At 54.7% G+C, this 23,620-nt stretch carries 18 protein-coding genes and 1 pseudogene; 7 read left to right on the plus strand and 12 right to left on the minus strand.

Features of this window, described 5'->3' with window-relative positions:
• The first annotated feature begins 448 nt into the window (after positions 1-448).
• Positions 449-1,246, plus strand: coding sequence for a helix-turn-helix domain-containing protein (locus KJS47_RS15240; RefSeq protein WP_213525937.1), 798 nt, complete (start codon positions 449-451; stop codon positions 1,244-1,246).
• Here the strand turns inward: KJS47_RS15240 and KJS47_RS15245 are convergent.
• From KJS47_RS15245 to KJS47_RS15255, 3 genes are read right to left on the minus strand one after another with little or no spacing between them, the layout of a single operon-like run.
• The gene (locus KJS47_RS15245) at positions 1,243-1,845 is read right to left on the minus strand and encodes a histidine phosphatase family protein (protein WP_213525938.1); all 603 of its coding nucleotides are present in this window, start codon (positions 1,843-1,845) and stop codon (positions 1,243-1,245) included. The genes KJS47_RS15240 and KJS47_RS15245 overlap by 4 nt on opposite strands.
• A gap of 32 nt (positions 1,846-1,877) precedes the next feature.
• Positions 1,878-3,290, minus strand: a complete 1,413-nt coding sequence (locus tag KJS47_RS15250) for an MBL fold metallo-hydrolase (protein ID WP_213525939.1) — start codon at positions 3,288-3,290, stop codon at positions 1,878-1,880.
• A gap of 31 nt (positions 3,291-3,321) precedes the next feature.
• Complete coding sequence (locus KJS47_RS15255) at positions 3,322-4,731, minus strand: FAD-dependent oxidoreductase (RefSeq protein WP_213525940.1); 1,410 nt, start codon at positions 4,729-4,731, stop codon at positions 3,322-3,324.
• 334 nt (positions 4,732-5,065) lie between these two features.
• Here KJS47_RS15255 and KJS47_RS15260 point away from each other — a divergent pair, with 334 nt between their 5' ends.
• The 3 genes from KJS47_RS15260 (at position 5,066) to KJS47_RS15270 (ending at position 8,648) form a co-directional block, all read left to right on the plus strand.
• The gene (locus KJS47_RS15260) at positions 5,066-6,679 is read left to right on the plus strand and encodes an extracellular solute-binding protein (RefSeq protein WP_213525941.1); all 1,614 of its coding nucleotides are present in this window, start codon (positions 5,066-5,068) and stop codon (positions 6,677-6,679) included.
• 64 nt (positions 6,680-6,743) lie between these two features.
• Positions 6,744-7,709, plus strand: coding sequence for an ABC transporter permease (locus KJS47_RS15265; protein WP_249716418.1), 966 nt, complete (start codon positions 6,744-6,746; stop codon positions 7,707-7,709).
• A 12-nt stretch (positions 7,710-7,721) separates the two neighbouring features.
• Positions 7,722-8,648 carry a carbohydrate ABC transporter permease gene (locus tag KJS47_RS15270; protein WP_249716420.1) on the plus strand — a complete coding sequence of 309 codons (927 nt, stop codon included), beginning with the start codon at positions 7,722-7,724 and terminating at the stop codon, positions 8,646-8,648.
• Between the two features lie 246 nt (positions 8,649-8,894).
• Here the strand turns inward: KJS47_RS15270 and KJS47_RS15275 are convergent, their stop codons facing one another.
• From KJS47_RS15275 to KJS47_RS15290, 4 genes are all read right to left on the minus strand, one after another.
• On the minus strand, positions 8,895-9,122 hold the full coding sequence (locus KJS47_RS15275) for a hypothetical protein (RefSeq protein ID WP_213525942.1): 228 nt from the start codon (positions 9,120-9,122) through the stop codon (positions 8,895-8,897).
• A 216-nt stretch (positions 9,123-9,338) separates the two neighbouring features.
• On the minus strand, positions 9,339-14,123 hold the full coding sequence (locus KJS47_RS15280) for a metallophosphoesterase (protein ID WP_213525943.1): 4,785 nt from the start codon (positions 14,121-14,123) through the stop codon (positions 9,339-9,341).
• A gap of 653 nt (positions 14,124-14,776) precedes the next feature.
• Positions 14,777-15,346 carry an SF0329 family protein gene (locus tag KJS47_RS15285; RefSeq protein WP_213525944.1) on the minus strand — a complete coding sequence of 190 codons (570 nt, stop codon included), beginning with the start codon at positions 15,344-15,346 and terminating at the stop codon, positions 14,777-14,779.
• 106 nt (positions 15,347-15,452) lie between these two features.
• Positions 15,453-16,442, minus strand: coding sequence for a tRNA dihydrouridine synthase (locus KJS47_RS15290; RefSeq protein ID WP_213525945.1), 990 nt, complete (start codon positions 16,440-16,442; stop codon positions 15,453-15,455).
• Positions 16,443-16,720: 278 nt separating this feature from the next.
• Between KJS47_RS15290 and KJS47_RS15295 the strand changes: the two are divergent.
• A pseudogene (locus KJS47_RS15295) lies at positions 16,721-16,819 on the plus strand (NAD(P)H-dependent oxidoreductase); the annotation flags it as partial.
• Positions 16,820-17,148: 329 nt separating this feature from the next.
• On the opposite strand, the gene rlmD reads toward KJS47_RS15295, so the two are convergent.
• The 5 genes from rlmD to KJS47_RS15315 form a co-directional block, all read right to left on the minus strand.
• A complete protein-coding gene (gene rlmD / locus KJS47_RS15300; protein WP_374707035.1) occupies positions 17,149-18,717 on the minus strand; it encodes a 23S rRNA (uracil(1939)-C(5))-methyltransferase RlmD in 1,569 nt (522 codons plus the stop codon).
• A 110-nt stretch (positions 18,718-18,827) separates the two neighbouring features.
• Positions 18,828-19,190, minus strand: coding sequence for a hypothetical protein (locus KJS47_RS24120; RefSeq protein ID WP_249716422.1), 363 nt, complete (start codon positions 19,188-19,190; stop codon positions 18,828-18,830).
• A 177-nt stretch (positions 19,191-19,367) separates the two neighbouring features.
• Positions 19,368-20,312: a diacylglycerol kinase gene (locus tag KJS47_RS15305; RefSeq protein ID WP_213525947.1), complete on the minus strand. Its 945-nt coding sequence runs from the start codon at positions 20,310-20,312 to the stop codon at positions 19,368-19,370.
• 16 nt (positions 20,313-20,328) lie between these two features.
• Positions 20,329-21,144 (minus strand): sirohydrochlorin chelatase, encoded by an 816-nt coding sequence (locus tag KJS47_RS15310; protein ID WP_213525948.1) that lies wholly within the window; start codon positions 21,142-21,144, stop codon positions 20,329-20,331.
• A gap of 157 nt (positions 21,145-21,301) precedes the next feature.
• On the minus strand, positions 21,302-21,592 hold the full coding sequence (locus KJS47_RS15315; protein ID WP_213525949.1) for a YerC/YecD family TrpR-related protein: 291 nt from the start codon (positions 21,590-21,592) through the stop codon (positions 21,302-21,304).
• A gap of 355 nt (positions 21,593-21,947) precedes the next feature.
• On the opposite strand from KJS47_RS15315, the gene KJS47_RS15320 reads away from it, so the two are divergent.
• Together KJS47_RS15320 and KJS47_RS15325 are read left to right on the plus strand one after the other, a co-directional pair.
• A complete protein-coding gene (locus tag KJS47_RS15320; RefSeq protein WP_213525950.1) occupies positions 21,948-22,604 on the plus strand; it encodes an aminotransferase in 657 nt (218 codons plus the stop codon).
• 305 nt (positions 22,605-22,909) lie between these two features.
• Entirely contained in the window at positions 22,910-23,473 is a 564-nt protein-coding gene (locus tag KJS47_RS15325; protein ID WP_213525951.1) for a hypothetical protein, read from the plus strand.
• Positions 23,474-23,620 lie beyond the last annotated feature (147 nt).

The following is a 23,620-nucleotide window of genomic DNA, read 5'->3' on the forward strand; positions in this document are numbered from 1 at the left end:
CGTACAATAGTTTCGTTTTCATTTTCAAAATAGCTTATAAGCCAAATTTGTGATCAGCCAAAACTCTCACCTTCATGGTTTTTTCGAGAAATAACTCGAAAATGCAAATTATCGATTTAATTGATAGATACATAAAAAATACCCCGTATCCGTAGATATAGGCGATTTCTTAATTATATCTTTAGTTTCCGCGTCCTTCTTCCAGGTTGACGAAGAAGAGCCAGTTTATTATTCTTTTATAGTACATAATAGACACAATATAGACAGGAAAGATTCCAGGAACGGGCAGGAGAAATAAGGCGGATATAGGAAAAACGCCGTCTCCGTAGGACGACGTTTACTTTTTGCACACGACGAAGCCTGCTAGCGCGTTCTGGGATCTAGTAATCCGCTTGATAAACTATCTTACTGCTAAAGGATTCGGGTGACACAGATGAGCACGTCCGCTTTGTGGAGTCAAACAATTCGTGTCGTTTCACATGCCTACTTCGAGCGTAAGGAAATGTTCGAAAAGAACCGCGACTGTTACCCCTGTTGGGTATTGTTTGCCGTTGAATCCGGCAAGTTCTATTACCGCATTGGGGAAGAACGCGGAGAAGCAGGCGCCGGAGACCTGGTCTTCTGCCCACCGGGGTTTGCGTTTGAACGTGAAATGGTCGCTCCCCTGGCACTCCATTACATCGGCTTTGAAATCGGGGAGAGCGTTGCCCCTTCCAAGGAGCCGCTGCCGCCGACGTTTCTCGCCCGTTCGCAGGACAACAAACGCCTCGTTTCCGATTTTGCCTATTTGCGGAGGCTTCATCTCTCGTCCGACCCGCGGAGCGTGATGCGCAAACAAATGATTCTGAACGATGTTTGGCAGCTGGCATGCGAGGTTTGGGAAGAAGAGCAGCTGCGCGATGGGTTGCTTCTAATGGATTCCGTTGATGCCTTGATGAAACTCGCTGCCGAATGGATCTACCGGAACGCTTATACGCCTTTCAGCATGAGAGCGCTCTCCGATTCCTTGGATCTGAGCCCCGTTCAGTTTACCCGGCGGTTCCGGAAGTCCTTCCGCATTGCCCCTTCGGATTACGTCCGCTTCCTGCGCATGAGCAAGGTGGCCGAACTGCTTCTTGACACCGATATGACGCTCGACCAGATCGCCACCTGCTGCGGGTATGAGAACGGGCTGTACCTCAGCCGGGTTTTCTCCAAGAACATGGGTACAAGCCCATCCAAATACCGGGATCAGAACCGGCTTTAAAGCACCGGATCTTTGGCCTCGTCCAAGTGACGGACGCAATCGTACAGCGAATAGCGCCATTTGCCGCTGTCCAGATAGACCGTCGTTACGGATGTATTGCACATCTTGTCGCCGGTCGTCTCATCCCCCATCAGTTCCTTTAACGTCTGGCCCAGAAAATAGCCGTGCGTAACGACTAGAATCTTTTTGCCGGGAAACCGAGCTGCCACATCCTCAATGAAGCGGAGGCCGCGGGCCCGCATGCTTTCATGGGTTTCCTGCTTCATATCGAGCTCATGCCACTTCTCTCCCCACCGCTGGACCCGTTCCTCCTCGATCGTATCGGCGATCAAGCCGCGGTCCATCTCCCGCAGCCGTTCGTCGTAGAGATCGACCGGCTTGCCGATTTCCGCCGATATGATCTCGGCGGTCTCTTTGGCTCTACGCAAATCGCTCGAAATGAACACATCCCAGCTTTCTTTGGCGAGCCGCTTGGCCACCAGGGCCGCCTGTGCCCGGCCGGTCTCGTTCAGCGGATTCTGGGTGTGTCCCTGTGCCCTGTTCTCGATATTGTGATCGGTGATTCCGTGCCTGACAAATGTAATGGTTGTGGTTGTCACCCGTTTCTCGCTCCCTTCTTCGTTCTTGTTCATCACCCGTTGACGGTGCTTGCGGCGCTGTTAAGGATGGACGAAACCTTGACGGTTTCCCCTTTCGTCGGGAAGTACGCATGAACGCCTTTTGTATTTTGCGACTCTGGAAATTTGCTGTGAAGCGTGATTACGGCCTTCGGCGCTATCCGCCCGATCAGGTCTGCCAGCGCCTCCGGATGGGCGTGCCCGCCGTTCGACAAGGAATGGCCCGTAATGTTGAAGGCTTTCAGAAACTTGCTGATCGAAGGGCTTTCGATTTTAACGCTGTAATCGGATTGAATAAAGATCGAGCGGCCTTGTGCGTTCCCAAGCGTCTCCAGCTCAATGAGAAGAGCAAGAGAAGGGAATTTGAAGAAATATACGTACTCGCTCTTATGCTCCGCTACCTCTTCGAGAGAGACGGTTTCGCCGGAAACGGCCACGTCCTGTGTCACGGTGGCATCAAGTATCCGGACTGGAATGTCTAGAGCCGGATGGCCGTTCAGGCGGCGCACCTCTTCCCGGTTGGCGGCATTCCAAATGGCGGCGAGCGAGGCATCCATCACAATCTTCTTCCCGAGGCTTGCCGAGATGGCGATCATGTCGGCCATTCGCTCCAGATCCCTTGGCGATATCTGCAGATATACGACCCCCTCGGCTTCGCCGATCAGATCGTTGAAGCGGGACAAAAGCGTTTCCTCCGTCATTTGATGAGGTACCGTGGACGGGTCGGCCGTAAGCCGGGTTCCTTCCGTAATCAACACGTCGATCTGCTTGCTGCGGCACAGCTCGATGAAACGGTCAATTCGGTCGGGATGCTTTCCCTGTCTCCGCCAGTCTCCCGTATACGCTATTTTATGCGTACCATCATCAATGATAATGCCGGACGAGCCGGTAGCGTTGTGATCCATCTCCACGACCTGAACGGTAAATTCCCCGAAGTCCAGGACGCTCAGATCGTCGCAGACCGTGATCTTGGCTTTGGTATCCAGGCTGTGTCCTCCGGCTACCATCCCCCGGAACAGAGCGTGCGAATCATGGCTCATATACACGGGAAGATCCGGATGTGCAAAAGGGAGCAGAGCCATATGATCGGTATGCATATGCCCGATGTAGAGATGGATTTGATCGTAGCGGGGAAATTCGCTTTCCCCCCAGACGCCAAGCACTTTCGCTTCATCCAACCCTTTGCGTTGTTCAGGGTCGTACAGCTCCAGAAGCGGCGCCGTCATTCCGCCCAGCAGAAACTGGCGCAGCTCGCGCCCCGGTGTCGCATTGACCGGTTCATAAAGCGTAACCTGGGTAGGGAACAGCAGGCTGCTGTGTTCCACGCCGAAATCGAACAACAACGCCTGGTTTCCCTTCCCGTACATGACCTGCACGCCCCCGGATCTTGCTACTCCGCCAAAAAAGGTTAACTGTCCTTCCGACAAAAGAAACCCCTCCCCATTCGTTTACAGTCTATTATTGAGCGCCTGCCGTCGCGGCGACGTCTTCCAGCGATAGAATGGCCCCATGGTTACGCAGCCGGCGTCTGATCTCTTGAACGTCCACGTCCTCCGGAGCGATCTTCTGTTGAACGGCCAGAGCGGCCCCGATTCCAGCGCCTTCCCCGATAGCCATACAGGTCGGCATAACGCGGGAGGAACCGAATACAACCGGATCCACGCTGATGCATCGTCCGCTCAGCATCAAGCGCTTGACGTCCTTGGAGATAACCGCCCCGTACGTGATGCCGTAAGGACCGGCAAGGGAACGGATAACGGTGGAATCGTTCGTCCCGCTGTGAATGTCGATAATGTACGAGCCCAAGGCGATTGTATCGTCCGGAATGATGCCGTTTACAGCAGCGTCTTCTCGAATCATCTGTTTGCCGATGATCCGACGGGTTTCGCGGATCCCGAGGAAAGGGGCGATGGAAGAAAGATAGATATTTTCAAAGCCCGGGATGTGTTCTTTCAGCATATCGATCAGCGGAAGAACCTGCAGGTGGGATTCCACCTCTCCTCTGCTCAGCTCTTCGACTTTGGTTCCGTCGAAGTTAAGAATCCGGATACAGTTGAGGGCAATATAGCCTTCTCTTGGCAGGTTGATGTAGATGATCGTATCCCGGCTGATCGGGCATTTGCCTTCTTCGCGTAGCTTGGAGATCGTATTCTTCAAGCCGACGAACACGTGATTTTCGCTTGCCCGCAGGAATTCCGCCGTGTAGCCGGGACGGATTTTCATCGAGTGGCCGTGCCTCAATTCCTCCGGATGCTCCTCCAGGTGATCCATGAATTTCTCCAGGTTGAACCCGCCGACAGTGAACATAAGCGTTGGCGGCTGGGTTTCCCCGTTGGCATACTGCCCCTTCTCGAACTCGGCTCCCGCCATGTAGGCCACGTCGCCGTCTCCAGTCGCATCGATGAATACATCGGCGAACACTTCGATTTCCTTGCCTTTTCCTTTTAAGATAACGGATTTCAGTACTCCGTCCTCTACGTTCACCCCGATTATTTCACAATGCAGAAGAGGCTGCACCCCGTATTCCTTGATTTTCTCGAAAACGACGATTTTCATTAACTGGGGATCGATAACCGTCGTGGAATTATGCAGCGGGCATTCGCGATGGCCGAAGGATCCGCCGAGCTCGGTCAGGCGGTCTACGATTTCCTGAGGCAAGCCTCCGGTAACCTGGCGACCTTGTGCATCCAGAAAAGCGAGCAGCGGAAGCCCGATGGTCATGTTCCCTCCAAGGAAACCCTGCCGGTCGACGATCATGGTTTTGGCACCTTCACGGGCAGCGGCAAGCGCTGCTCCAATGCCTCCGGAACCTCCGCCAAGAACCAATACTTCCGTGTGGACAACTTCTCGCTTCAAATAACTCTCCATGTTTTCCCTTCTTTCTTATGATGGAATCTTCCAACCCGGGAGCAAGAAGTTTCATTTGGCCCTCATTATACGTAGCGCTCCTCTGCCTGAACATGTAAAAATCCTTCATGAAAGATGGACTTTGTTTCACAACGCCGGATTGGTGTTCCCAAAACCCTGCTGAGGTGACAAAAAAAGGAAAGTCAATTGAACCTGCCTGTCGCGATAATGAAACAAAATCTATGTACGGAAAAAGAACGTGCATGGACTATGCCCGGATAGGGTTGCTAACATGTGGGTGTAAGAAACAGGATGAGGGTCACTCCCAATATATCCTTATAGGAGGAAACAGAACGTGAAAATGAAACAGGCAACTCAAATCACAGCCTTATCGAGCGCGATCATGATTCTGATAGCAGGCTGTTCGAGCGAGAAGCAAGCAACAGCAAAAACGCCGGCAGACTTTCACGAAACCGGGCTTCCGATCGTGGACAAACCGATTACGCTGACCATTGCCGGTAATTTCGACGACAGAACCGGAGCCAAATGGAACGAATTGGAGACGTTCAAGAAAATCAACGAGGGAACGAACGTTCAGATCAATTGGAATCTTACGCCGGGTACCGATTGGAAGACGAAGAGAAACCTGATCATTGCAAGCGATGATCTTCCCGATGTTCTCCTTGATCTCACCACCTCGCAGGTCGTTACGGGCGGAGCGGAGGGGACGTTTATTCCGCTGGAGGATATGATTGAGAAGTATGCACCGAATCTCAAAAATTTTCTGACTAAATATCCGGAGGTCAGGCAGGCGATCACGGCTCCCGATGGGCATATCTACTCCCTTCCGCTCGCCAACATGTCGGAGTATAAGCATGCAGACGGTAACACGCTTTGGATTAACAAGGAATGGCTGAAGAAGATCGGAATGGAAATGCCGAAAACGACAGATGATTTGCTGAAAGTTTTGAAAGCGTTTAAAGAGCAGGATATGGACGGAGACGGCAACCCCAACAATGAGATCCCGCTTACCGGCGTATATGGAGATGGCCAGTATGGCTTCGGCAATCTGTTCGGCTCCTTCAATACTTTGGACCGTCAGTTCATCGTGAAGGATGACAAGGTTCAATTCGTTCGGGGAACGGAAGAGTTCAGGAATGCGATCAAGTACCTTCATTCTTTGTACGAGCTAGGCCTCATCGATCCTGACAGCTTTACGCAAAATTCCACACAGCATATTGCCAAGATTTCGGCCGGCAAGAAGGCGTCGGTCGGCGCATTCTTCGCCTGGAGCGCGGATCAGATCACGAATGCTTCGTTCCGTTGGGATTATGGCTCTCCCATGATCCCCCTGGTCGGTCCTACCGGAGCTCAGGTCACGGCGTATAACAACCTGCAGATGACTCCGGGCATGTTCACCATCACGAAGGTTAACAAGCATCCGGAAGCGACCATGAGATGGGTGGACCGGGCATACGAACCCGAAATGTCCATGATGCTTCGCGAAGGTCCTAACCGCCTGAAGAAGCTCGATAACGGAAGATATGACATCATTGAGAACCCACCCAACTTCACCGCCGGGGAATGGAAGGTTAAGGAAACGCCTTACAACAGCTTCGTCTACGGTTTCTCCGAAGAAATGCGGAAGAAGCAGAACCTTCCGAAGGCTGAGCCCGGCCAGTTGGATCCCGACTTCGACGAGTGGTATGAAGCCCTCAAACCTTACATGAAGCATTGGATCTTCCCGAATATCATGTTCACCGACGAGCAGTACAAGCAAATTGAGCGTTACCAGACGGACATCAAGAAATATACGGATAAAATGGAAGCCCAATGGATCGTCAAAGGCGGAATTGACACAGAATGGGACAACTACCTCAAAACGCTGGACAAAATGGGGTTGAAGGATTTCATCAAGGTCTATCAGGAAGGTTATGACACCAACAAAAAGAATCTGGCCAAAAAATAACCGCACACCTTCATCAAGCGAGTTGTACATCAGCTTGCATCATGCAAAGGACGGTAGATAACAGATGAATACCAACACGGAAAGGGCGATGTTAACCGAATCCAAGCCGGTTGCCAAACCGAGGGTCGTCGCGCTGCGGCTGCGGATTCTCCGCAGCTGGCAGCTCTACGTTTTAGTGCTGCCGCTGCTTGTGCATGTCGCCATTTTTCAGTACGCGCCCATGTACGGCCTTCAAATCGCCTTCAAAAATTTTCGGGCCAGCGCCGGCATTCTCGGAAGCAAGTGGGTAGGCTTGGAGCATTTTGAACGCTTCTTTAATTCCTATTCCTTCTGGAACACGCTCATAAATACGCTGTTGATCAATCTATACGAGCTGATTTTTGCTTTCCCGATCGCCATCATCTTCGCGTTGATGTTGAACCAGGTTACCAAGCTCCGGTTTAAGAAATGGGTGCAGACCATTACGTACGCTCCCCACTTCATTTCGACGGTCGTCTTGGTGGGCATGCTGTTCATCTTCCTTAACCCGCGGACGGGTATGGTCAACAACCTGATTGATTTCTTCGGCGGGGAACGAATCAACTTCTTTGGAGAAGCCGCCTGGTTCAAGCCGATCTACATCATCTCGGAGATTTGGCAGACGACGGGCTGGAGCGCGATCATCTATCTGGCCGCCTTAACGGCCGTCGACCCGCAGCTTCATGAAGCCGCGATTATGGACGGGGCCAACAAATTCCACCGGGTACGCCATATCGACATCCCGTCGATTATGCCCGTCATCATGATCCTGCTTATTCTGAAGATGGGACACTTTGCCTCCCTCGGCTTCTCAAAGGTCCTGCTGATGCAGAACGACCTCAATATCGATGCATCTGAGGTTATTCAAACCTACGTGTACAAAACCGGTTTGGTCGGCGCGCAGTACAGCTACTCGGCGGCCATCGGACTGTTCGACAATCTCATTAACTTCATACTTCTGCTGTCGGCTAACCAGCTCGCCAAAAAATTCAAGCAGCAGAGCCTGTTCTAGGAGGAATCGGCTATGGCCAAAACGGATACGTTCGATGCAGTGTCCAGGATTAAGCGTTCCCGGGCCGACAAAGCGTTTGACTATATCAATTACACGCTATTGTCCATTTTTCTCTTGATTGTGCTGTACCCTTTGTATTTCATCGTTATCTCCTCGTTCAGCGATCCGACGGCGGTCAATACAGGGGCGGTCAGCTTGATCCCCAAAGGCTTCACCTTGGAAGGCTACCGCATCATTCTTAATAACAACGATGTCTGGAGAGGCTACGGCAATTCGCTTCTGTACACGGTGCTGAACGTCGTGATCAGCCTAGCCCTCATGATTCCGGGGGGATACGCCCTTTCTCGGAAAGAAATGGCCGGGCGCAACCTTCTCATGTTTCTCGTCGTGATCACCATGTTCTTCAGCGGCGGCATGATTCCGACCTATATTATCATCAAGAAATTGGGGATGGTGGATACGATCTGGGCGCTGATAGTGCCTTCCGCCGTATCGGCGTATTACGTCATCGTGATCAGGACGTTCTTTCAGAACACGCTGCCGGAGGAAATGTTCGAATCGGCTAAAGTGGATGGCTGCTCAACGTTCCGCTTCTTCTTCCAGATGGCGGTTCCTCTCTCGGCCCCCATTATCGCAGTCATGGCTTTGTTTACTGCCGTGTCCCAATGGAACTCGTTCTTCAGCGCCTTGATCTACCTGCACCGTTCCGAGCTATACCCCTTGCAGCTCGTCCTGCGCGGCATCCTGATATCGAGCCAGATGTCGGCTCACGGCTCCGATGCCGTCGTCGATCCCGAATCCATCGCGGAAGCGCAGCGCTATGCCGAGCTCATCAAGTATGCACTCATCATGGTCGCGAGCATCCCGGTCCTCGTGCTGTATCCTTTCCTGCAGAGGTACTTTGTCAAAGGAATGATGATCGGTTCGGTAAAAGGTTAACCGCCTTTATACCCCTCAGCAGGGAAGGATGGAATGCGGATGTTGACAAAAAAAGCTGATCGCCAATGCCCTATAAAGCAGAAAACCGCTCGAGCCACCGCTTGATGGGCTCGGGTTTCCTGCGCGATAAGCTTAAGGGTTCCCGGCGGAAGCGTGGTGCTGCTGCCGTAAAGATTGACCGGACCTGTGATTTCAAAAATTCACCGTATCCTCCTCTTCTAATTGAGATAACCTCCCTTCAAGAGATTATAGGGTTGGCGGCTTGTTCGGGCTGTCCACCATACAAAAAAACCGGAAAGGGTCCAAGACCTTTCCGGTTTTGCGCTTGCGTTCCGCTTTTACATCGGGTGGACGCTGCCACGGCTGCTCCTTCGTTGGTATTTGTACGTCGTCCGAGAGGAGCAACATGTGGTTGAATTTGCTTCCTGCTACCAAAACCTCTCCTTGCGGACCCACTTCCTCATCGAGCTGCATTCGGATTTCTTTCCCCTAATACTTCCAGTAAAGCTATATCCTTTTGCTCTTTGGTTACTATTAATAGATTCGAAGTATCAAATGTATTCTTCTTAGGGGCTCTTATTCTAATATATTCGGATAAAAAAGAGAATTCCTGCTCGAAACAGGAATCCTCTTCTCCCGGCTACTAACCGATGCTCATCTAGAGAGAAAGCATTACCGGTTTAGCGTCATTCAAGGCCTGCCCGGCGTTCCCTCCGGCTTTCCGCGATTATTTCCTCCGTTGTTCCCGCCGCTATGGCCTCCGGACGGATCGGAATATGCCGGGATGTCGATTTTCAAAGCCGGGCTCACGTTGCCCGCCGCGTCCTTCGCGACGAGGTACAGATCCTTTGCACCAGCCGTAAGGTTGGCGAGCGAAACGGGGATTGCCCTGTGGGCTTCGTAGTCGGTGCCTCCGTCGTTCATGTCGATCGCCGGTTCGCCGGCTCCATCACTTACGACCTTGTAGTAGTAGACTCCGGCTTCATTGGCGGCGAACCTTACCGTTGCGGTGCTGTCGCCGGTACGGCTCACGGTTCTGACGTTCAGAGCCGGAGCGGTGTTATCGGTTTTTTTAGTGGTGAAGGAAGAAAGCCGGCTGTACCCTCTCCCCGCCGAATTTGCCGCGATGGCCATCCAGGTGTGTTCTCCCGGAGCAAGGTTATCCACGGTAACCGATGCCGTGGAGTGCTTGGCCGCTGACGTCCCGAGGGCCGTGTTGTTGTACAGCACGGCCTCTACCGCGCGGACGGTCAGCGTTTTGGGCGCCGTATCAAAGTCCAGGCTGAGCTCGTAAATGTCCTGGCCGCCCTCCTTCGTGCCAATTTCATAAGATGCCGATTTGCGCTTATCGAAGTAATTATAATCATTCAGCTTCGGCGAATAGGCATTCATGTAGAGCTTGCCGTTCGCCAGATCAAAGTACAGCGTCTTGTAATAGGCGTTCCCGCCCTGCTCCCCTCCCTGGTAATCGTGGAGGATCTGATAGACCTTGCGCTCTTTCACTCCGTCCCCGTCGTCATCATAGCCTTCCACGTTGATGGCGGCTCCGGTATAATGACCGCTCAGCACCATCTTCACGTTGGGGTTCTTCGCGACCACTTCGTTCTGGTAGTAGAGACCGGCTTCGTCCAGGTCGGCATTCGCTTTTACGTAATTGTGAAAGGCTAGAACGGCCATACGGTCCGGGTATTCCGCCAGAACCTTGTTAACCCAGGCCACGGCCTCCCGGTCAAAATTATAGCTCATGTAAACAAAGATCAGATCCTGGCCGCCTGCGGTGACGAGGTCATAGTGGCCGAGGTTGTTCTGGTAGGAACCGCCGAAGACGCCGTTGTCCTTAAAACGGTCCTCCCCGAAATATTTCTGATAATTCAAATACTTGCCGTTATGGTTGGCAATGTCATGGTTTCCGGCCACGACGCCGTATGGCAGCTGGGCATCCTCCAGAATTTTCATGTACCGGTCGGCACGGTCCCATTGATAGATTTCGTCGATGTCGTCTACGAGATCACCCGTGTTCACGACATAGCGGATGTCCATGCGATCCTTATTGGCCGCGATATGGTCGTTGAGCATTTGGAAATTCTCCGGGTAGCTTTGAACGTAATACTGCGGGTCGGTCTCCCAGGCGATCGAAAAATCGTACTGAACCGGTTCGCCGGTGCCATCCCAAACATAATCATTGGCCACCGTGCTTGCACGGCCGGCTTTGGTGGAGGGCAGCATCTCGATGCCTCTTCCTTGGGCCAACACGTAAACCTTTCCATCAGCAAGGTAATCGCCGGTCTCGAATACCGCGGAGACTTTGCCGTCCTCATGGTCGGCTTGAAGCGGAATCCACCGGTCGCCGGAGCTGCTGCGCGCATAGAGGCGGACGTCTTTGCCATAATCCGTTCCCGCCTCGAGCGAGACCCGTAGGGAGGTGTCCGCGGCGTTCACATCGAAGGCATACATCTGGTAAGGAAGGCTGCCGTTGCTGCTGGTCACCGCACCAAGGGAACCGGCTTGGGCGTTTGCCGTACCGTCGCCGGAGCCCTGGTAGACGGTAATGCCTTCGCCCACGGTCAAGGCCTGCGCCTCATGGAAGGAGACCTCTGCGTCCTTCCCTTTGCTCAGGACGGCCGACAGGGTGGCCGAATCCGTCCCCACGTCCGACGAAGAGACATGGGAGATGACCGGGTAATTGCGGCTGGACGAGAAAGTCCACGTCATGGTTCCGGTATTCCCCCAAGTGTCCTGCACCGAAGCGGTAAGCGTGTGGGGGCCTTGGCTCAGCTCCGAGCCGTTGAAGCTGGTTCCGCTCAGCAGCATCCCATCTAGCTTAAGCATAAGCGTGTCCTCGGCCACATTCGACGCATCCGTATAGCGAGGCTGGAACGTATACGCGCCGTCGATCTGCTCCGGAACCTCGGCGATGATCACCGGGCCGGTATTGTCCACGTTCACAGAGATGGTTTGGCTGTCGGTTCCCGTGGAAATGGTGACGGTGTGGCTTCCGTCCTCCGCCTGCCGGGTATCCCAGACGGTGCCGTTGGCGTTCAGGGAGGCATAAGGAACGGTGAAATGGAGCTCGACCTCCCGCTTGCTGCTGCCCAACGTCACGGTATTCGATGCCTTAACAGCGCCGTCCGGATTAATAACTGTGCCGTCCGCCAGCACCAGGGAGAAATTCGTCACCGTGAAGCTGTCGCTGTCCGTGCCAGGTGTGGTGTCCAGGGCGTCGATCTCCGTTCCGGCCAGGATGCGAATGCTCACCTCGGCGTCACCGTTCGCCTTATACGCAAACAGGGCGTTGTCGATCATTACGGCACGGGAAGGCAGCACGTCATACCAGCGCGAGAAGATCTGCACCAGGTTTCCGTTGGCCGTAATGGCGTTTTTGGCCCCGTCCAGTCCCTCGATGTCCAAGGTAAAATAAGCTCCCTGTTCCATCCGGCGGGTAGTGTCCACCAAAGCACCGTCAAGGCGGATGTCTACCGCCGCGTTGTCGCTGGATCTCCCGACAAGGTAGACGCGGCCGGAAACCGTTTGGCCTTCCGCCAGGTTCGAGCGCAGCCCGGAGAAATCATCGCTGTGCAGGACGGAAACCCGATGGACGGGCGTAACCGCCGTGCGGAACATGTTTTTGGCTTCCAGGTAATATTCGATGTATGGGCTGCTCAGAAAACGGTCCGCACCGATCTCCACATAAAATTTACCGGGCGCCCGCTTATTAAACGAGTTCCCCTCTTGAGCCGTCCACTCGCCGGATTGATTCGTACGGTAATAGACGACAAAGCTCTTAACGCCGGTTGGGTCCACATAAGCATAGGGGATGCTGAGATCCGTTCCCTCCCGGATGGTGTCATATTGGCTGGTTTCAAAAAGAGGCGTCAGCTCGGGCGTAATCCCCGGATCGGCCAAAACCGTCTTCTGCTCCTCGCTCACCTGGCCTGCGGAAGGAGGGGCCTTCTTGGCGATGGCCAGGGCCCTGTTCTGTCCCTCCGCGGCCTGAAGCTGAACGCTGGAGCCCTCCACGGTGCCGGCATCGCCCGACGCGTAGGAGTAATAGGAGATCGGCTCGCTGCTGCCTTTCGGCATGATGGCCACCTTGGCCGTTGTATTTTTTAGAGCCACCTGGTTGTTGACGGAAAAGACGGGCACGCCATCCGGAACCCCGAAGCTTGCCCGGAAGTCAGCCTCGTCCGGCATGGTCCCCCCTTTCCCCTCCAAGTCGACGCGCCGTACCCAGAACACGGCAGGCGTTTTGGCCGGAATTTTCAACTCGGTTTCATTATAAGCAAAGGTAACGTCCTTAGCCGGCGAAACCGACAAATCGGTATACACCAAGTTGTAGTTAGTCCCAAAATTTACCTCGGAGTCCGAGGCATTGTAGATTTCGATATAATCCATGCTGTCGACGCCGGCGCTGCTGATTCCGGTGTATTGGTCATGGCGCGGAAGATCGTTCGGCATGATCTCGGTTAGATAGAGCCCCTGGCTTGCAGATGCGGTGTAAGCCGGGATATCAATCTTCAGTGGATCGCTGACCTGGTTCGACGAATTCTTCCCGACCAGATAGAGATCATGAGCCCCCTCAGAGAGCGCCGTCAGGGAGAGCGTCGTTTCGCCATCCGCATCGACTGTATGGCCAACCGCGTTGACGGTATCGATGGCCGGGGCGGGAGCGCCATCGGCGACAACCTCATAATAGTAGGTATCGGCTGCGTACGTAGTGAACGTCACGGATGCCGTGCTGTTACTCGTGCGGCTGACGGCTCCCGGTGTGACGGTCGGCTTGGGCTTAACCGTCTGGGGCTTGACCTTCTTTTGCACCTCGCTCACCTTGCCGGCTGAGGGGGGAGCCGTCGAGGCAAGGGGCAGGCAGGCAGATTGTCCTTCCACCGCTTGAAGATGGACGCTCGTACCCTCTGCCGAGCCCACATCGTCCGTCGTATAGGTATAAGCGGAGACGATTTCCTTGCTGCTTTTGGCCACGATGGCCACCTTGGCCGTTGAATTTTTTAGAGCCGTCTGGTTATTGACGGAAAAGACCGGCACACCGTCCGGGATCCCCAGGCTTGTACGGAAAGCCGCCTCGTCCGGCATGGTCTTCCCTTTCCCCTCCAAGTCGACACGCCGTATCCAGAACACGGCAGGCGTTTTGGCCGGGATTTTCAACTCGGTTTCGTTAAAAGTGAATAGCTTGTCACCCGAATCGGTATAGACCAGGTTGTAGTCGGCCCCGAAATCCATCTCCGAGTCCGCAGCATTGTAGACCTCGATATAATCCATGCTGTCGATGGTGGCACCGCTAAGCCCGGTGTAAGTGGCATTGCGTGCTAGGTCGTTAGGATAGATTTCCGTAAGCCATATCTTCGGGGCCATCGAGCCGCTAACCGTTCCCGACGCCAATGCCGCCATAGGCTGCAGCAGCGAAAAAACGGTTACCAGTGCCAAAAAACAGGAAAGATACTTATGAAAGCGTTTGCTCATTAGTCTCTAACTCCTTCTCAAGCTTGATTGTAAAGATTGGTGCTTCGTTATTGGCAGCTGTCTACTTCTTGTATGTATTCTGGCGGTTCTGCCGCTGTTATCTGATTTCATGCCCTTCGGGTACGATCCGGCACTGGTTTCCAAGCCGCAACTTCTGCGTGTAGCTGGTATGGCAGGGTATTTCTTTACAAAGCATTCTGTATAAACATCCCCTCCGTATCAGTCAAGTTTATTCTGGTATTCTATATAAGCGCGGTACTTCCTGTTGTTTGAAAGAGAATCTATGAAGGGCTTGAAATAGAGTGTATGCATAATCATGTAGGATTGATGTATAAATACGCCGTCATTTTACCACGCAGAAAAAGGCCGCCTCTGGTGAGGTAGCCCGTTGCAAATATATTAATAAATAACTGGAATAAATTGATACCTTGGAATTAATGGAAGTAAGCCCGAAAAAACAGTTGCAAGCGATTCGCCTTTTCATTTCCCAGCTGATTCTAAACTCTCTTAGTTGCCCATATATGATAGATGTTGTAATAGGTCGCTCCCGTTACCGTATTCCAACAGCCGTGTGCCAATACATTATCACTACCCTGTTCATTTGCAGGGGCCCTTGCCAAACTTAGGTTAATGGCGGGTAAAAATCATTCACTTCATAATGTGCTACGCCGTAATTCATAAAAATACTGCACAATCGGATGCTTTACCTTCATCTTCTCGGACATGTTTAAAATCCGCTTTTTTCCAACTCTTCTGTCCACCAAAGCTAGAACATTCAATAGGATCTCGTTGCTCTCTATGCTTTCCTCTACAGAAGTAGATAAATACTTATTAGCCACAACGATAAAATTCGATTTGCTCAATGAAGCCTGTGCTGACAAAAGCTCTTTTGCATGTTCTGAACTTGTTCTGCTTCTAGCAATGACTAGTAAACGATCCTCCGGCACTGGCCCCTTAGCATCTTTTCTGACTGCTTCAATTGTATCCCTGCTGATAGGAATTTGGATAGTAGGATCATTCTTAATTTCCAGCTCTGTTTGATACCATCTAATAGAGTTCATTCTGTCACTCATATTGAGTACGTTCTTTTTATCTACCGAAATATAACAAATTCCTGATTTATCGGGCAGATAACGGTATCCTGGTGCGCGGTATTCTACCCTTCCATTTAACGCAGGACTGAGAAAGCCCTCCAGTTGTTGCTTCAATTTGCTCCAGGACATGTAATCCCCCTCCATATAAAAAACAGAGAAAAGACTGGTTAGCTCCAGGTTTCTCCCCATCTCCATTCATCCGATCCTCAATCTTTTTTCTAGTTTACTTGGCAGCCTAATCCCTAGGTTCCTCCGCCCCATCATGCTCCTTGCTTCCAAACTCATTGAGCAGCGCACGCACTTCATTTGTTGACTTCGCGTTCATTAAGGTGTTTCTTAATTCACTTGCCCCTCGAAATCCGCGGACATATATTTTAAAGAATCGGGCAAGGGGACTGAATGAACGTGGCTCCAATGCTGAATATTGATCATGTAGATCCAAATGCAGCCGCAGCAAATCAAGCAATTCTCTACTGCTATGATCCTTCGGTTCCTTCTCAAAAGCAAACGGATTATGAAAAATACCACGCCCGATCATGATCCCATCCACGCCATATTGCTCAGCGAGCTTGAGGCCGGTCTGACGGTCAGGGATATCCCCGTTAATGGTCAGAAGTGTATCTGGTGCCACCTCATCACGAAGTTTCTTAATCTCCGGAATCAGTTCCCAGTGAGCGTCTACTTTGCTCATTTCCTCTCTTGTCCGCAGATGAATGGACAGATTAACAATGTCTTGTTTCAGAATATGGGTTAACCAGTCGCGCCATTCGTCTACTCTACTAAAACCGAGTCTTGTTTTTACACTGACGGGCAGTCCCCCGGCTTTTGCGGCCTGGATGATATCCGCTGCGGTTTTCGGACGGCAGATCAGGCCGCTTCCCTTCCCATTCTCTGCTACATTTGCTACAGGACAACCCATATTAATATCGATGCCTTTGAATCCTTCTTTCGCCATCCCGATGCTCATTTGACGAAAGTGTTCCGGCTTATCCCCCCAGATATGAGCTACAATGGGCTGCTCATCCGCTGTATAAGTCAAACGCCCGCGCACAGCATGGCTTCCCTCCGGGTGACAATAGCTCTCTGTATTCGCAAACTCCGTAAAAAACACATCCGGTCTGCCCGCTTCACTAACGACATGGCGAAAAACTACGTGCGTCACGTCTTCCATTGGTGCAAGGATAAAAAAAGGCCGGGGTAAATCAAGCCAAAAATTATTATTCACTTCAAACTCAAATCCTCTCATTTAGAAAAGAACAGATTCTCCACCAGAAATTTTCGTAAGCATATGATTAAAGATTAATTATTTCCGTTCTCCACCTAGTATTTCCAGTGTTTCCTCTATCCATAAAGTCAGTTTAACTATTTATTATTGCATTTCTTTTTTTTCAAGTCCAGTACGTACTTTGAAGTAATAGGAGGCAAGGGTCTTTGAAAATAAGCTCTATGGGGGGTTTTGGAAGGGAGAGTCCACAATGACAACACTGGTGATTTTGGCACACTCGAATTCCGTTGTTTGGGTACAGTTATCCGCTTTTATTGAAAAAGTGGTTCGACGATGTTTTTGCTTTCGGATGGACTGATGGATCAAAAGGTGAAAAGTGACCTAAGGGAATTGATAGGCAGTAATGTAAAATTAGACAGGCTTTTCGATGTTGTGAAAGGAAATGTAGGTCAAAAGCAATCTAATCTAATTTGCATACACCCTGTATCGCCGGAGCGAAACTTCCTTCCCTACAAAGCCCTCTTCCCTCCTCCCCTCAAAGTAAAAAGCCGAGGAAAGACAGGAGTGAGTCCCTGAATTTCGCTCGGCTCGTAACGCGACTTTTTAGGCTTTGGTACGATTATTTAGGCTTTGAGAGCTGTTCATAGAAAATAGTCTCATTGTAAAGCCCCAAGAAGCCTTATATATCAACGGTTTTCACATCATCCTAATTCCTAACCAACAAAGCCACCGATTCTACGTGAACGGTATGCGGGAACATATCAACCGGCTGCACTTCGACGGTGCGGTAGCCGCCGTCCTCCAGCGCCCGCAGGTCGCGGGCCAGCGTCGCCGGGTTGCACGAGACGTAGACGATGCGCGATGGGCGCATCTCCAGCATCGTCTCGAGCAAAGCGGCGTCGCAGCCCTTGCGGGGTGGGTCGACGACGATGACGTCCGGCACGATGCCGTCCCGCTTCCACGCGGGAATGACCTCCTCCGCCTTGCCTGCGGCAAAGGTGACGTTGTGGAGGTCATTCAGCGCGGCGTTGCGGCGGGCATCGGCGACGGCGTCTTCGACGATCTCCACCCCGTAGACCTGCTTGGCGTGCCGGGCGAGAAAGAGCGAGATCGTCCCGATGCCGCAGTAGGCATCGATAACCGTTTCGCTCCCGGTCAGACCGGCCGCCTCGAGCGCTTGCCGGTACAGGACTTCGGTCTGTACCGGGTTGACTTGATAGAACGAACGCGGGGAGATCGCGAACTTGACATCCCCGATGAAATCGTGGATGACGTCGTCGCCCCACAGCGTTCGGGTCTCATCGCCGAAGATGACGTTCGTCCGGCGGTCGTTGACGTTTTGGCAGATGCTTTTCACATCCGGCAATGCCGTACGGATCCGCCAGACCCACTCCTCGACCTTGGGGATGACGGATTCGCTCGTCACGAGCACGACCATGATGTCGCCCGTACGGAAGCCGTATTTGACCACGACATGCCGCAGAAGCCCCTGGTGGGTCTCTTCGTTGTACGCGGAGATGCCGAGATCACGGGCGATCTCCTTGACGCGGGCGACGACCGAATCGTTCTGTTCATGCTGGATCAGGCAGGCCTCCATGTCGATGATCCGGTGGCTGCCCTGCGCATAAAAGCCCCCGACCAAGCCGCCCTCCTCTTCCCCGAACGGCACCTGCGCCTTGTTGCGGTACCGCCAAGGGTCATCCATCCCGATCGTCGGGAGGACTCGGATGCCCGCGCGTTCTTCGGTTTCCGCCTGCTCGTCCATTCTGGCCGATTGTTCTTTAATTTGCTCCTCAATCTGGCCAGTGCGCTCTTCGACTTGTTCGTCCACCTGCTCTCCAGCCACTTTGAGCTTGCCGATCCGCTCCAGCGCGTCAACGACAATCTGCCGCTTATGGTGCAACTGCGCATCATAGCTGAAATGCTGCAGCTGGCAGCCGCCGCATTGAGCGAAGATCGGGCAAGGAGCCACCGTACGGTCCGGGCTCGCCTCTACGATCTCCAGCAGCTTGGCGTAGCCGTATTGCTTTTTCACCTTCAGGACGTGAACGCGGACCTTTTCGCCGGGAAGAGCACCAGCGATGAAAAGGGTAAAACCCTTCGCCCGCCCGACGCCTTCTCCATCATGGCTAAGGCCGATGATATCCGCGACCACGATCTCGTTCTTGCTGACCGGGACGCCGGTCAGCTTTGGTTTTTTGGCGGACGAACCACCATTGGCTTTGGACTCCGGTGCACGCTCTGCCTGAGACGAGCGGCTATCCGACAATGCCAAGCTGGCATCCGCGTTGATCGCTTTGGCACTTACCTGTAACGGTTTGCCGTTTGCCTTGGGCGCCTTGCCTTTGCGGGCAGCCTTCGAGCTTCGTCCGTTTGCTTGGCTGATTACTTCATCAATATGGTGGGAGTTCCGAAAGCCGGGACCACGTTCCGCTTGAGCGGAAAAGTGGCCGGCGTCCACCTGCTCACGCCCGAAAGTCGATCTGTCTTTGTGGCTTCGCTTTGGGCCACCGGATCCCTCACGACTACCGTTCGCCCAACGGCCACCAGACGCTCCACGAGCTCCGCGTTCCCGGCCTTCGCCTCCGCTATGCGCTTGCGCTCCCCGGCCCTTCGCTTCACGATTCGGCCCGCGGCCTTCGGTCTGCTCTTGACCCGCACGCTCCTGGCCACCGGCTCGCTCTCGAGCGCCGCTCGCCCAACGACCGCCAGCCGTTCCACGGGCTCCTCGCTCTTGACCTTCGCCACCGCGTTGCTGGCCCTTCGCAATCGGCTCCCGGCCACCGGCCGCCTCTCGACCTGCCGGCCCCGGGCCGCCGGCTTTCCCGCCGAAGCCTCTCTTCTCCGTCTCGCCGCCGGTGCGGCCCTTGCCTGCGCCTCCCGGCCGGCCGTGTCCCTGGCTCCGGCCGCCTGCCTTGTGTTTGCTCATAGTCTCCGTGTCACTCCGCCTATCAAGGTTTTTTTCTTATATGTCGTGCTGCCCGATTCGTCTACGAGGATGTGCAGATGGTCCGGCAGCACCGAGAAGGTCGCCGGCAGCGTGCCGCCGAGCTCGCCGTCCAGGTTGAGCTGCACGTAGTCCGGAGACGACACCTCGATATGCGACGTCGCCGTATGGATGAGCAGAGGATCGCTCAGGTGCTCGCCGCGCATGGCGAGGGAGACGATCCGGATCAGGTCGACGAGGTTGCACTTCCGCAGGATGAACAGATCCAGCTTGCCGTCGTTCAGACTCGCCTCGGGGGCGAGCTTTTCGAAGCCGGCGACGGAGTTGCTGTTCGCGATCAGGAAGATCATGACCTCTTCGTCGATCTCCAGGTTGTCGGCCCGCAGCTTCAGGTGAATCGGCCGCAGACGGGGGAGCTTCTCGAGTCCCTTCATATAATACGCCATCTGGCCGAGCACGGTCTTCAGCTTGCTGGGCACCTCGTACGTCAGCTCGGTGAGCGAGCCGCCGCCCGCTATATTAATAAAATACTTGTTGTTCATCTTGCCGACGTCGATCGGCCGCGTATGCTGGCGGATGATCAGATCGACGGCATCCTCCCAGCGGCGGGGGATGTTGAGCGCACGGGCAAAATCGTTCGTCGTCCCAAGCGGCAAAAGACCGAGCATTGGCCGGTGTTTCTTTTCGGCCAGCCCGTTGATGACTTCGTACAGCGTGCCGTCGCCGCCCGCCGCGATGACGATATCAAAGCCGCGCTTCACGGCCTCTGCCGCGGCTAGCGTCGCATCGCCCTCGCCGCTGGTGGCGTGGGTGGACGTCTCGAGTCCGCCCCGCTCCAGTCGCTGGAGCACCTCCGGCAGCCGTTTCTTCATCTCTTCCCGCCCGGACGTTGGGTTATAGATCAATCTTGCTCGTTTGGCCATATGCTTAATCACCTGTTCATTCATAATCGGTGGAGGGGGCGCCGCTCAGGCGCTGCGCCTGCCGTTCGATCCAACGCGGAAGGAGCGGGCTGGGCAGCAGCGCCCTGCCGTTATACCGGTAGTCCAGACCTTCTCCGCGGGCCGGTACGACCCGCCGCGTGAAGTATCCCTCGCTCAAAAAAAGCGGAGCGACAAGCAGCGTCAGCTCCGGCCTCCGTCTGCGCCAGGCGCGCACCTTGCACGCGAACTGGTCCGGCAGCAGCATGGCACCGTCCGTCTCGGCGAATCCGCCGAGCTGCCGGAGGCACCGGGCCGTCTCTCGCAGCGTCTCGCGCCAGCGGGCGTGGAAGCCCTGCTCGGCGCTTCCGTGCCCGACGAGGAGCACCAGCTCCCGGTCTGGCCGCACGGAAAGTTCATTCAGCTTATTATATACCATTTCGGCAAGAAATGTCGGGTCTTCGTCAAGGGTCGGGCCCATGTGCACTCGCACCCGAACCGGAAAAGGCCCCAAATCTGCCGGCAGCCGCGTCTCGGCGAGATCGCCCAGCGCATACCGGATTTCTTCGATATGCGTACTGCCTGCCGACACGAACAGCGGCAGGACGATCAGGTCGGTCACGCCCGCTCCCTCCAGTGCGGCGATGCCGTCCGGAATGAGCCGGCCCTCGACCAGCTCGAGGAACGAGCCGAACACCGGCATATCGGCGGGCAGCCTGGCCGCGGCGATCGCTTCGTCGACGAGGCGCACCCATTCGGCGTCCCGCGAGCCGTGGCTGATCAGGAGGAGGCCGTATCGCCTGGAGGCAGTCTGGCCGTTCGGCTGGTTGGTCATCTGGTCGCTCTCCTTTGCTTCCTTATCGGAATTTGGCTGGGCCCCATTTGCGGCCACCGTCTGGGCAGTGTCCGGCAAGCCTCCTAAGCACGAAAAATCCCGCTCCAGCATGGAGGGGATTGCCCGTGACTCGATCTTGCTCTTGTCCGCTATGCCGTTAACGCCCCAAGCGCTCCAGTGACATTTTATACCCGTCGTTGCCATAATTCAAACAACGCTTGACCCGGGAAATCGTCGCCGTGCTCGCGCCGGTTTCGGCTTCAATCTGGTTGTACGTGTACCCCTTCCGCAGCATCCGCGCCACTTCAAGGCGCTGGGAGAGCGACTGGATTTCATTGACCGTGCACAGATCGTCGAAGAAAACATAGCATTCCTCGAGGTCTTTAAGAGTAAGGATCGCTTCAAACAATTGATCGATCGCTTTGTCGTTTAGCTTTTTGAGCTGCATAAAGTTGGTTCTCCTTCTTTCCGTTCGGTCTTGGTCTGTTTCATTCGACAGCTGTTGGCGCGATTCCTCCTTTATGAAGGAGAAACAGTAAACGAGCTACGCGTTAGTGGGCTAAATCCCAAAAACATTCCATAACCCGTGACAGACGTCCAATCCAAACATTTGCCCACCACATAGATTATAAACAAAATAGGCCCTATAGTGAAGCGGTTCGGTTCTGTTTTCGCCGAACTCTTTGCACGGTCAAATTTGACAACCGGCTCTTGCGGCAAAAAAGGGCCGGCACCAGGCACAGCGCCGATTCCGGCGCGGCCCGCTCATTGGTCACTATAATAAAGAAGAGGGTTGTGAGGAAATGAAACGAATCGACATGGCGCGCTCGGGTCAGCCGATCCCGCCTTACAGCGGCTATCCGGCCTCCGGTCACTATCCGGAGCAGCAGGTCGCCTATACCCGCGGATTGTTCAATGGCGGAGCTCCTAGCACATCCGCTCTGGGCCAGCCCGGCATGTGGGGCGGCGGACCGCCGGCACAGGGGTTCGGCGGGGGGTTCGGCGGGGGCTTCGGCGGAGGCGGGGACTTCTTCGGCGGCGGGTTTGGCGGCGGATTCCCGGGTGCCCCCGGGGCAGGCTTTCCGGGCGCCGCTCCCGGTGCGGGAGCTCCCAGCGGAGGCGGGGGCGGGCTCGGCGCCCTGCTTGGCGGAGGCGGAGGGGGAAGCAAGCTCGACTTCAATCAGATCAAGGGCGTCGTGGACCGCATGGGCGGCGTCGACGGCATCCTCGGCACGATGACCAAGGTGCAAAAGATCTTTTCCACCATGCAGCAGATGGGCCCGATGCTGAAGCTCTTGTTCGGCTCGCTGGGCGCCAAAGCCGCGACGAAGGATGCGCCCGGCGGCACCGGGCGGGCATCTAGGCGCAGGCGGCGCAGAGGCACGGCTGCCGGCGCTCGCCGGCGCACCGGCACGCGGCCCGCCGCTCGACGCGGCAGCGCCCGCACGCGGCGGCGCTAGCGGAGCGCCCCTGGGCGCCCGCACGGCGCACACGTCACCCCGGCGCTCGGCTGCGTCCCTGGCCGGCCCGCTCAGCGCCACGCCGGCAAGTTGGCGCAGCTGCGCCCCTGGGCGCCCGCTCGGTGCCCTCGCCGGCACCCCGGCGCTCGGCCGCAAGGCCGCCATCCCTTCTGGCGGCCTTACGCCTTCCCAGCGGGCGGACAAGCATCCCCGCCTCTTTTTCCTCCTTCAAACCGCCACAATCCGGATCTAGGAGCATGAGGGACGATCTGATAAAATGGGAGAAGATAAGGAGGTTGTGTACGTTGAAAGCTTCGGTAACGATGAAAGCGACGCTCATTATGGCGATTCTCATAGTCGTAGTGGTGGGAGCCGTTTATTTGCTGGTTTATGGGATCAACCGGGATCCGGCGCAGCAGCAGGTGTCGGGAGGAGCGATTCCTTCGGAAGAGACCGCGCGCGCCTATGTGGAGGACCGCAAGCTGCTGGCCACCGTCGACAAGACGCAGGCCATTCACCCAGGCGGGCCAAGCTTCATGATGATTACCGGCAAGGATGCAAGCGGCCAGGAGAAGGTCGTCTGGCTAGCCGGCAAGCCCGGGGAGATCAAGGAGTACGGGTCCGTTTTGACAAAGGACGGCAAGCCCCGAGATCAAATTCTCGCCGAGCTCGCGAAGAAAGGAATTCCCGAGTCGGAACTCGACTTCCTATACATATCGCCTTACGACTATACCTCGGGCAAGATTGCCTGGTTCGCCCAGGAAAAGGGCACACGCGATCATATGCTCTGGTACGACTTCCAGACCGGCGAGCAGTTCTGGGAAGCGTACGGCAACGCACGAGCCGTCGAGCGCGAAAAGGGCAAATAGCATCATGCTTCTCCATAACAAAAACGAGCCGGCCTCGCACATGCGAAGCCGGCTCGTTTTTGTTTGCCTTCGGTTTGTCATACGGTATGACTTCGATCGCCAGTCCCGCCTCTCCAGCAGACGTACCGCCCTCTAGTCTTCCTCAGC

It is taken from the genome of Paenibacillus sp. J31TS4, from assembly GCF_018403265.1.
GTDB lineage: Bacteria > Bacillota > Bacilli > Paenibacillales > NBRC-103111 > J31TS4.

Excerpts from the sequence above, each read along its gene's own strand:
- KJS47_RS15270 (WP_249716420.1), top strand. The coding sequence starts at position 7,722 with ATGGCCAAAACGGATACGTTCGATGCAGTGTCCAGGATTAAGCGTTCC.
- KJS47_RS15315 (WP_213525949.1), bottom strand. The coding sequence starts at position 21,592 with ATGCAGCTCAAAAAGCTAAACGACAAAGCGATCGATCAATTGTTTGAA.
- KJS47_RS15320 (WP_213525950.1), top strand. The coding sequence starts at position 21,948 with ATGAAACGAATCGACATGGCGCGCTCGGGTCAGCCGATCCCGCCTTAC.
- KJS47_RS15280 (WP_213525943.1), bottom strand. The coding sequence starts at position 14,123 with ATGAGCAAACGCTTTCATAAGTATCTTTCCTGTTTTTTGGCACTGGTA.
- KJS47_RS15305 (WP_213525947.1), bottom strand. The coding sequence starts at position 20,312 with ATGGCCAAACGAGCAAGATTGATCTATAACCCAACGTCCGGGCGGGAA.
- KJS47_RS15255 (WP_213525940.1), bottom strand. The coding sequence starts at position 4,731 with ATGGAGAGTTATTTGAAGCGAGAAGTTGTCCACACGGAAGTATTGGTT.
- KJS47_RS15265 (WP_249716418.1), top strand. The coding sequence starts at position 6,744 with ATGAATACCAACACGGAAAGGGCGATGTTAACCGAATCCAAGCCGGTT.
- KJS47_RS15285 (WP_213525944.1), bottom strand. The coding sequence starts at position 15,346 with ATGTCCTGGAGCAAATTGAAGCAACAACTGGAGGGCTTTCTCAGTCCT.
- KJS47_RS15275 (WP_213525942.1), bottom strand. The coding sequence starts at position 9,122 with ATGCAGCTCGATGAGGAAGTGGGTCCGCAAGGAGAGGTTTTGGTAGCA.
- KJS47_RS15310 (WP_213525948.1), bottom strand. The coding sequence starts at position 21,144 with ATGACCAACCAGCCGAACGGCCAGACTGCCTCCAGGCGATACGGCCTC.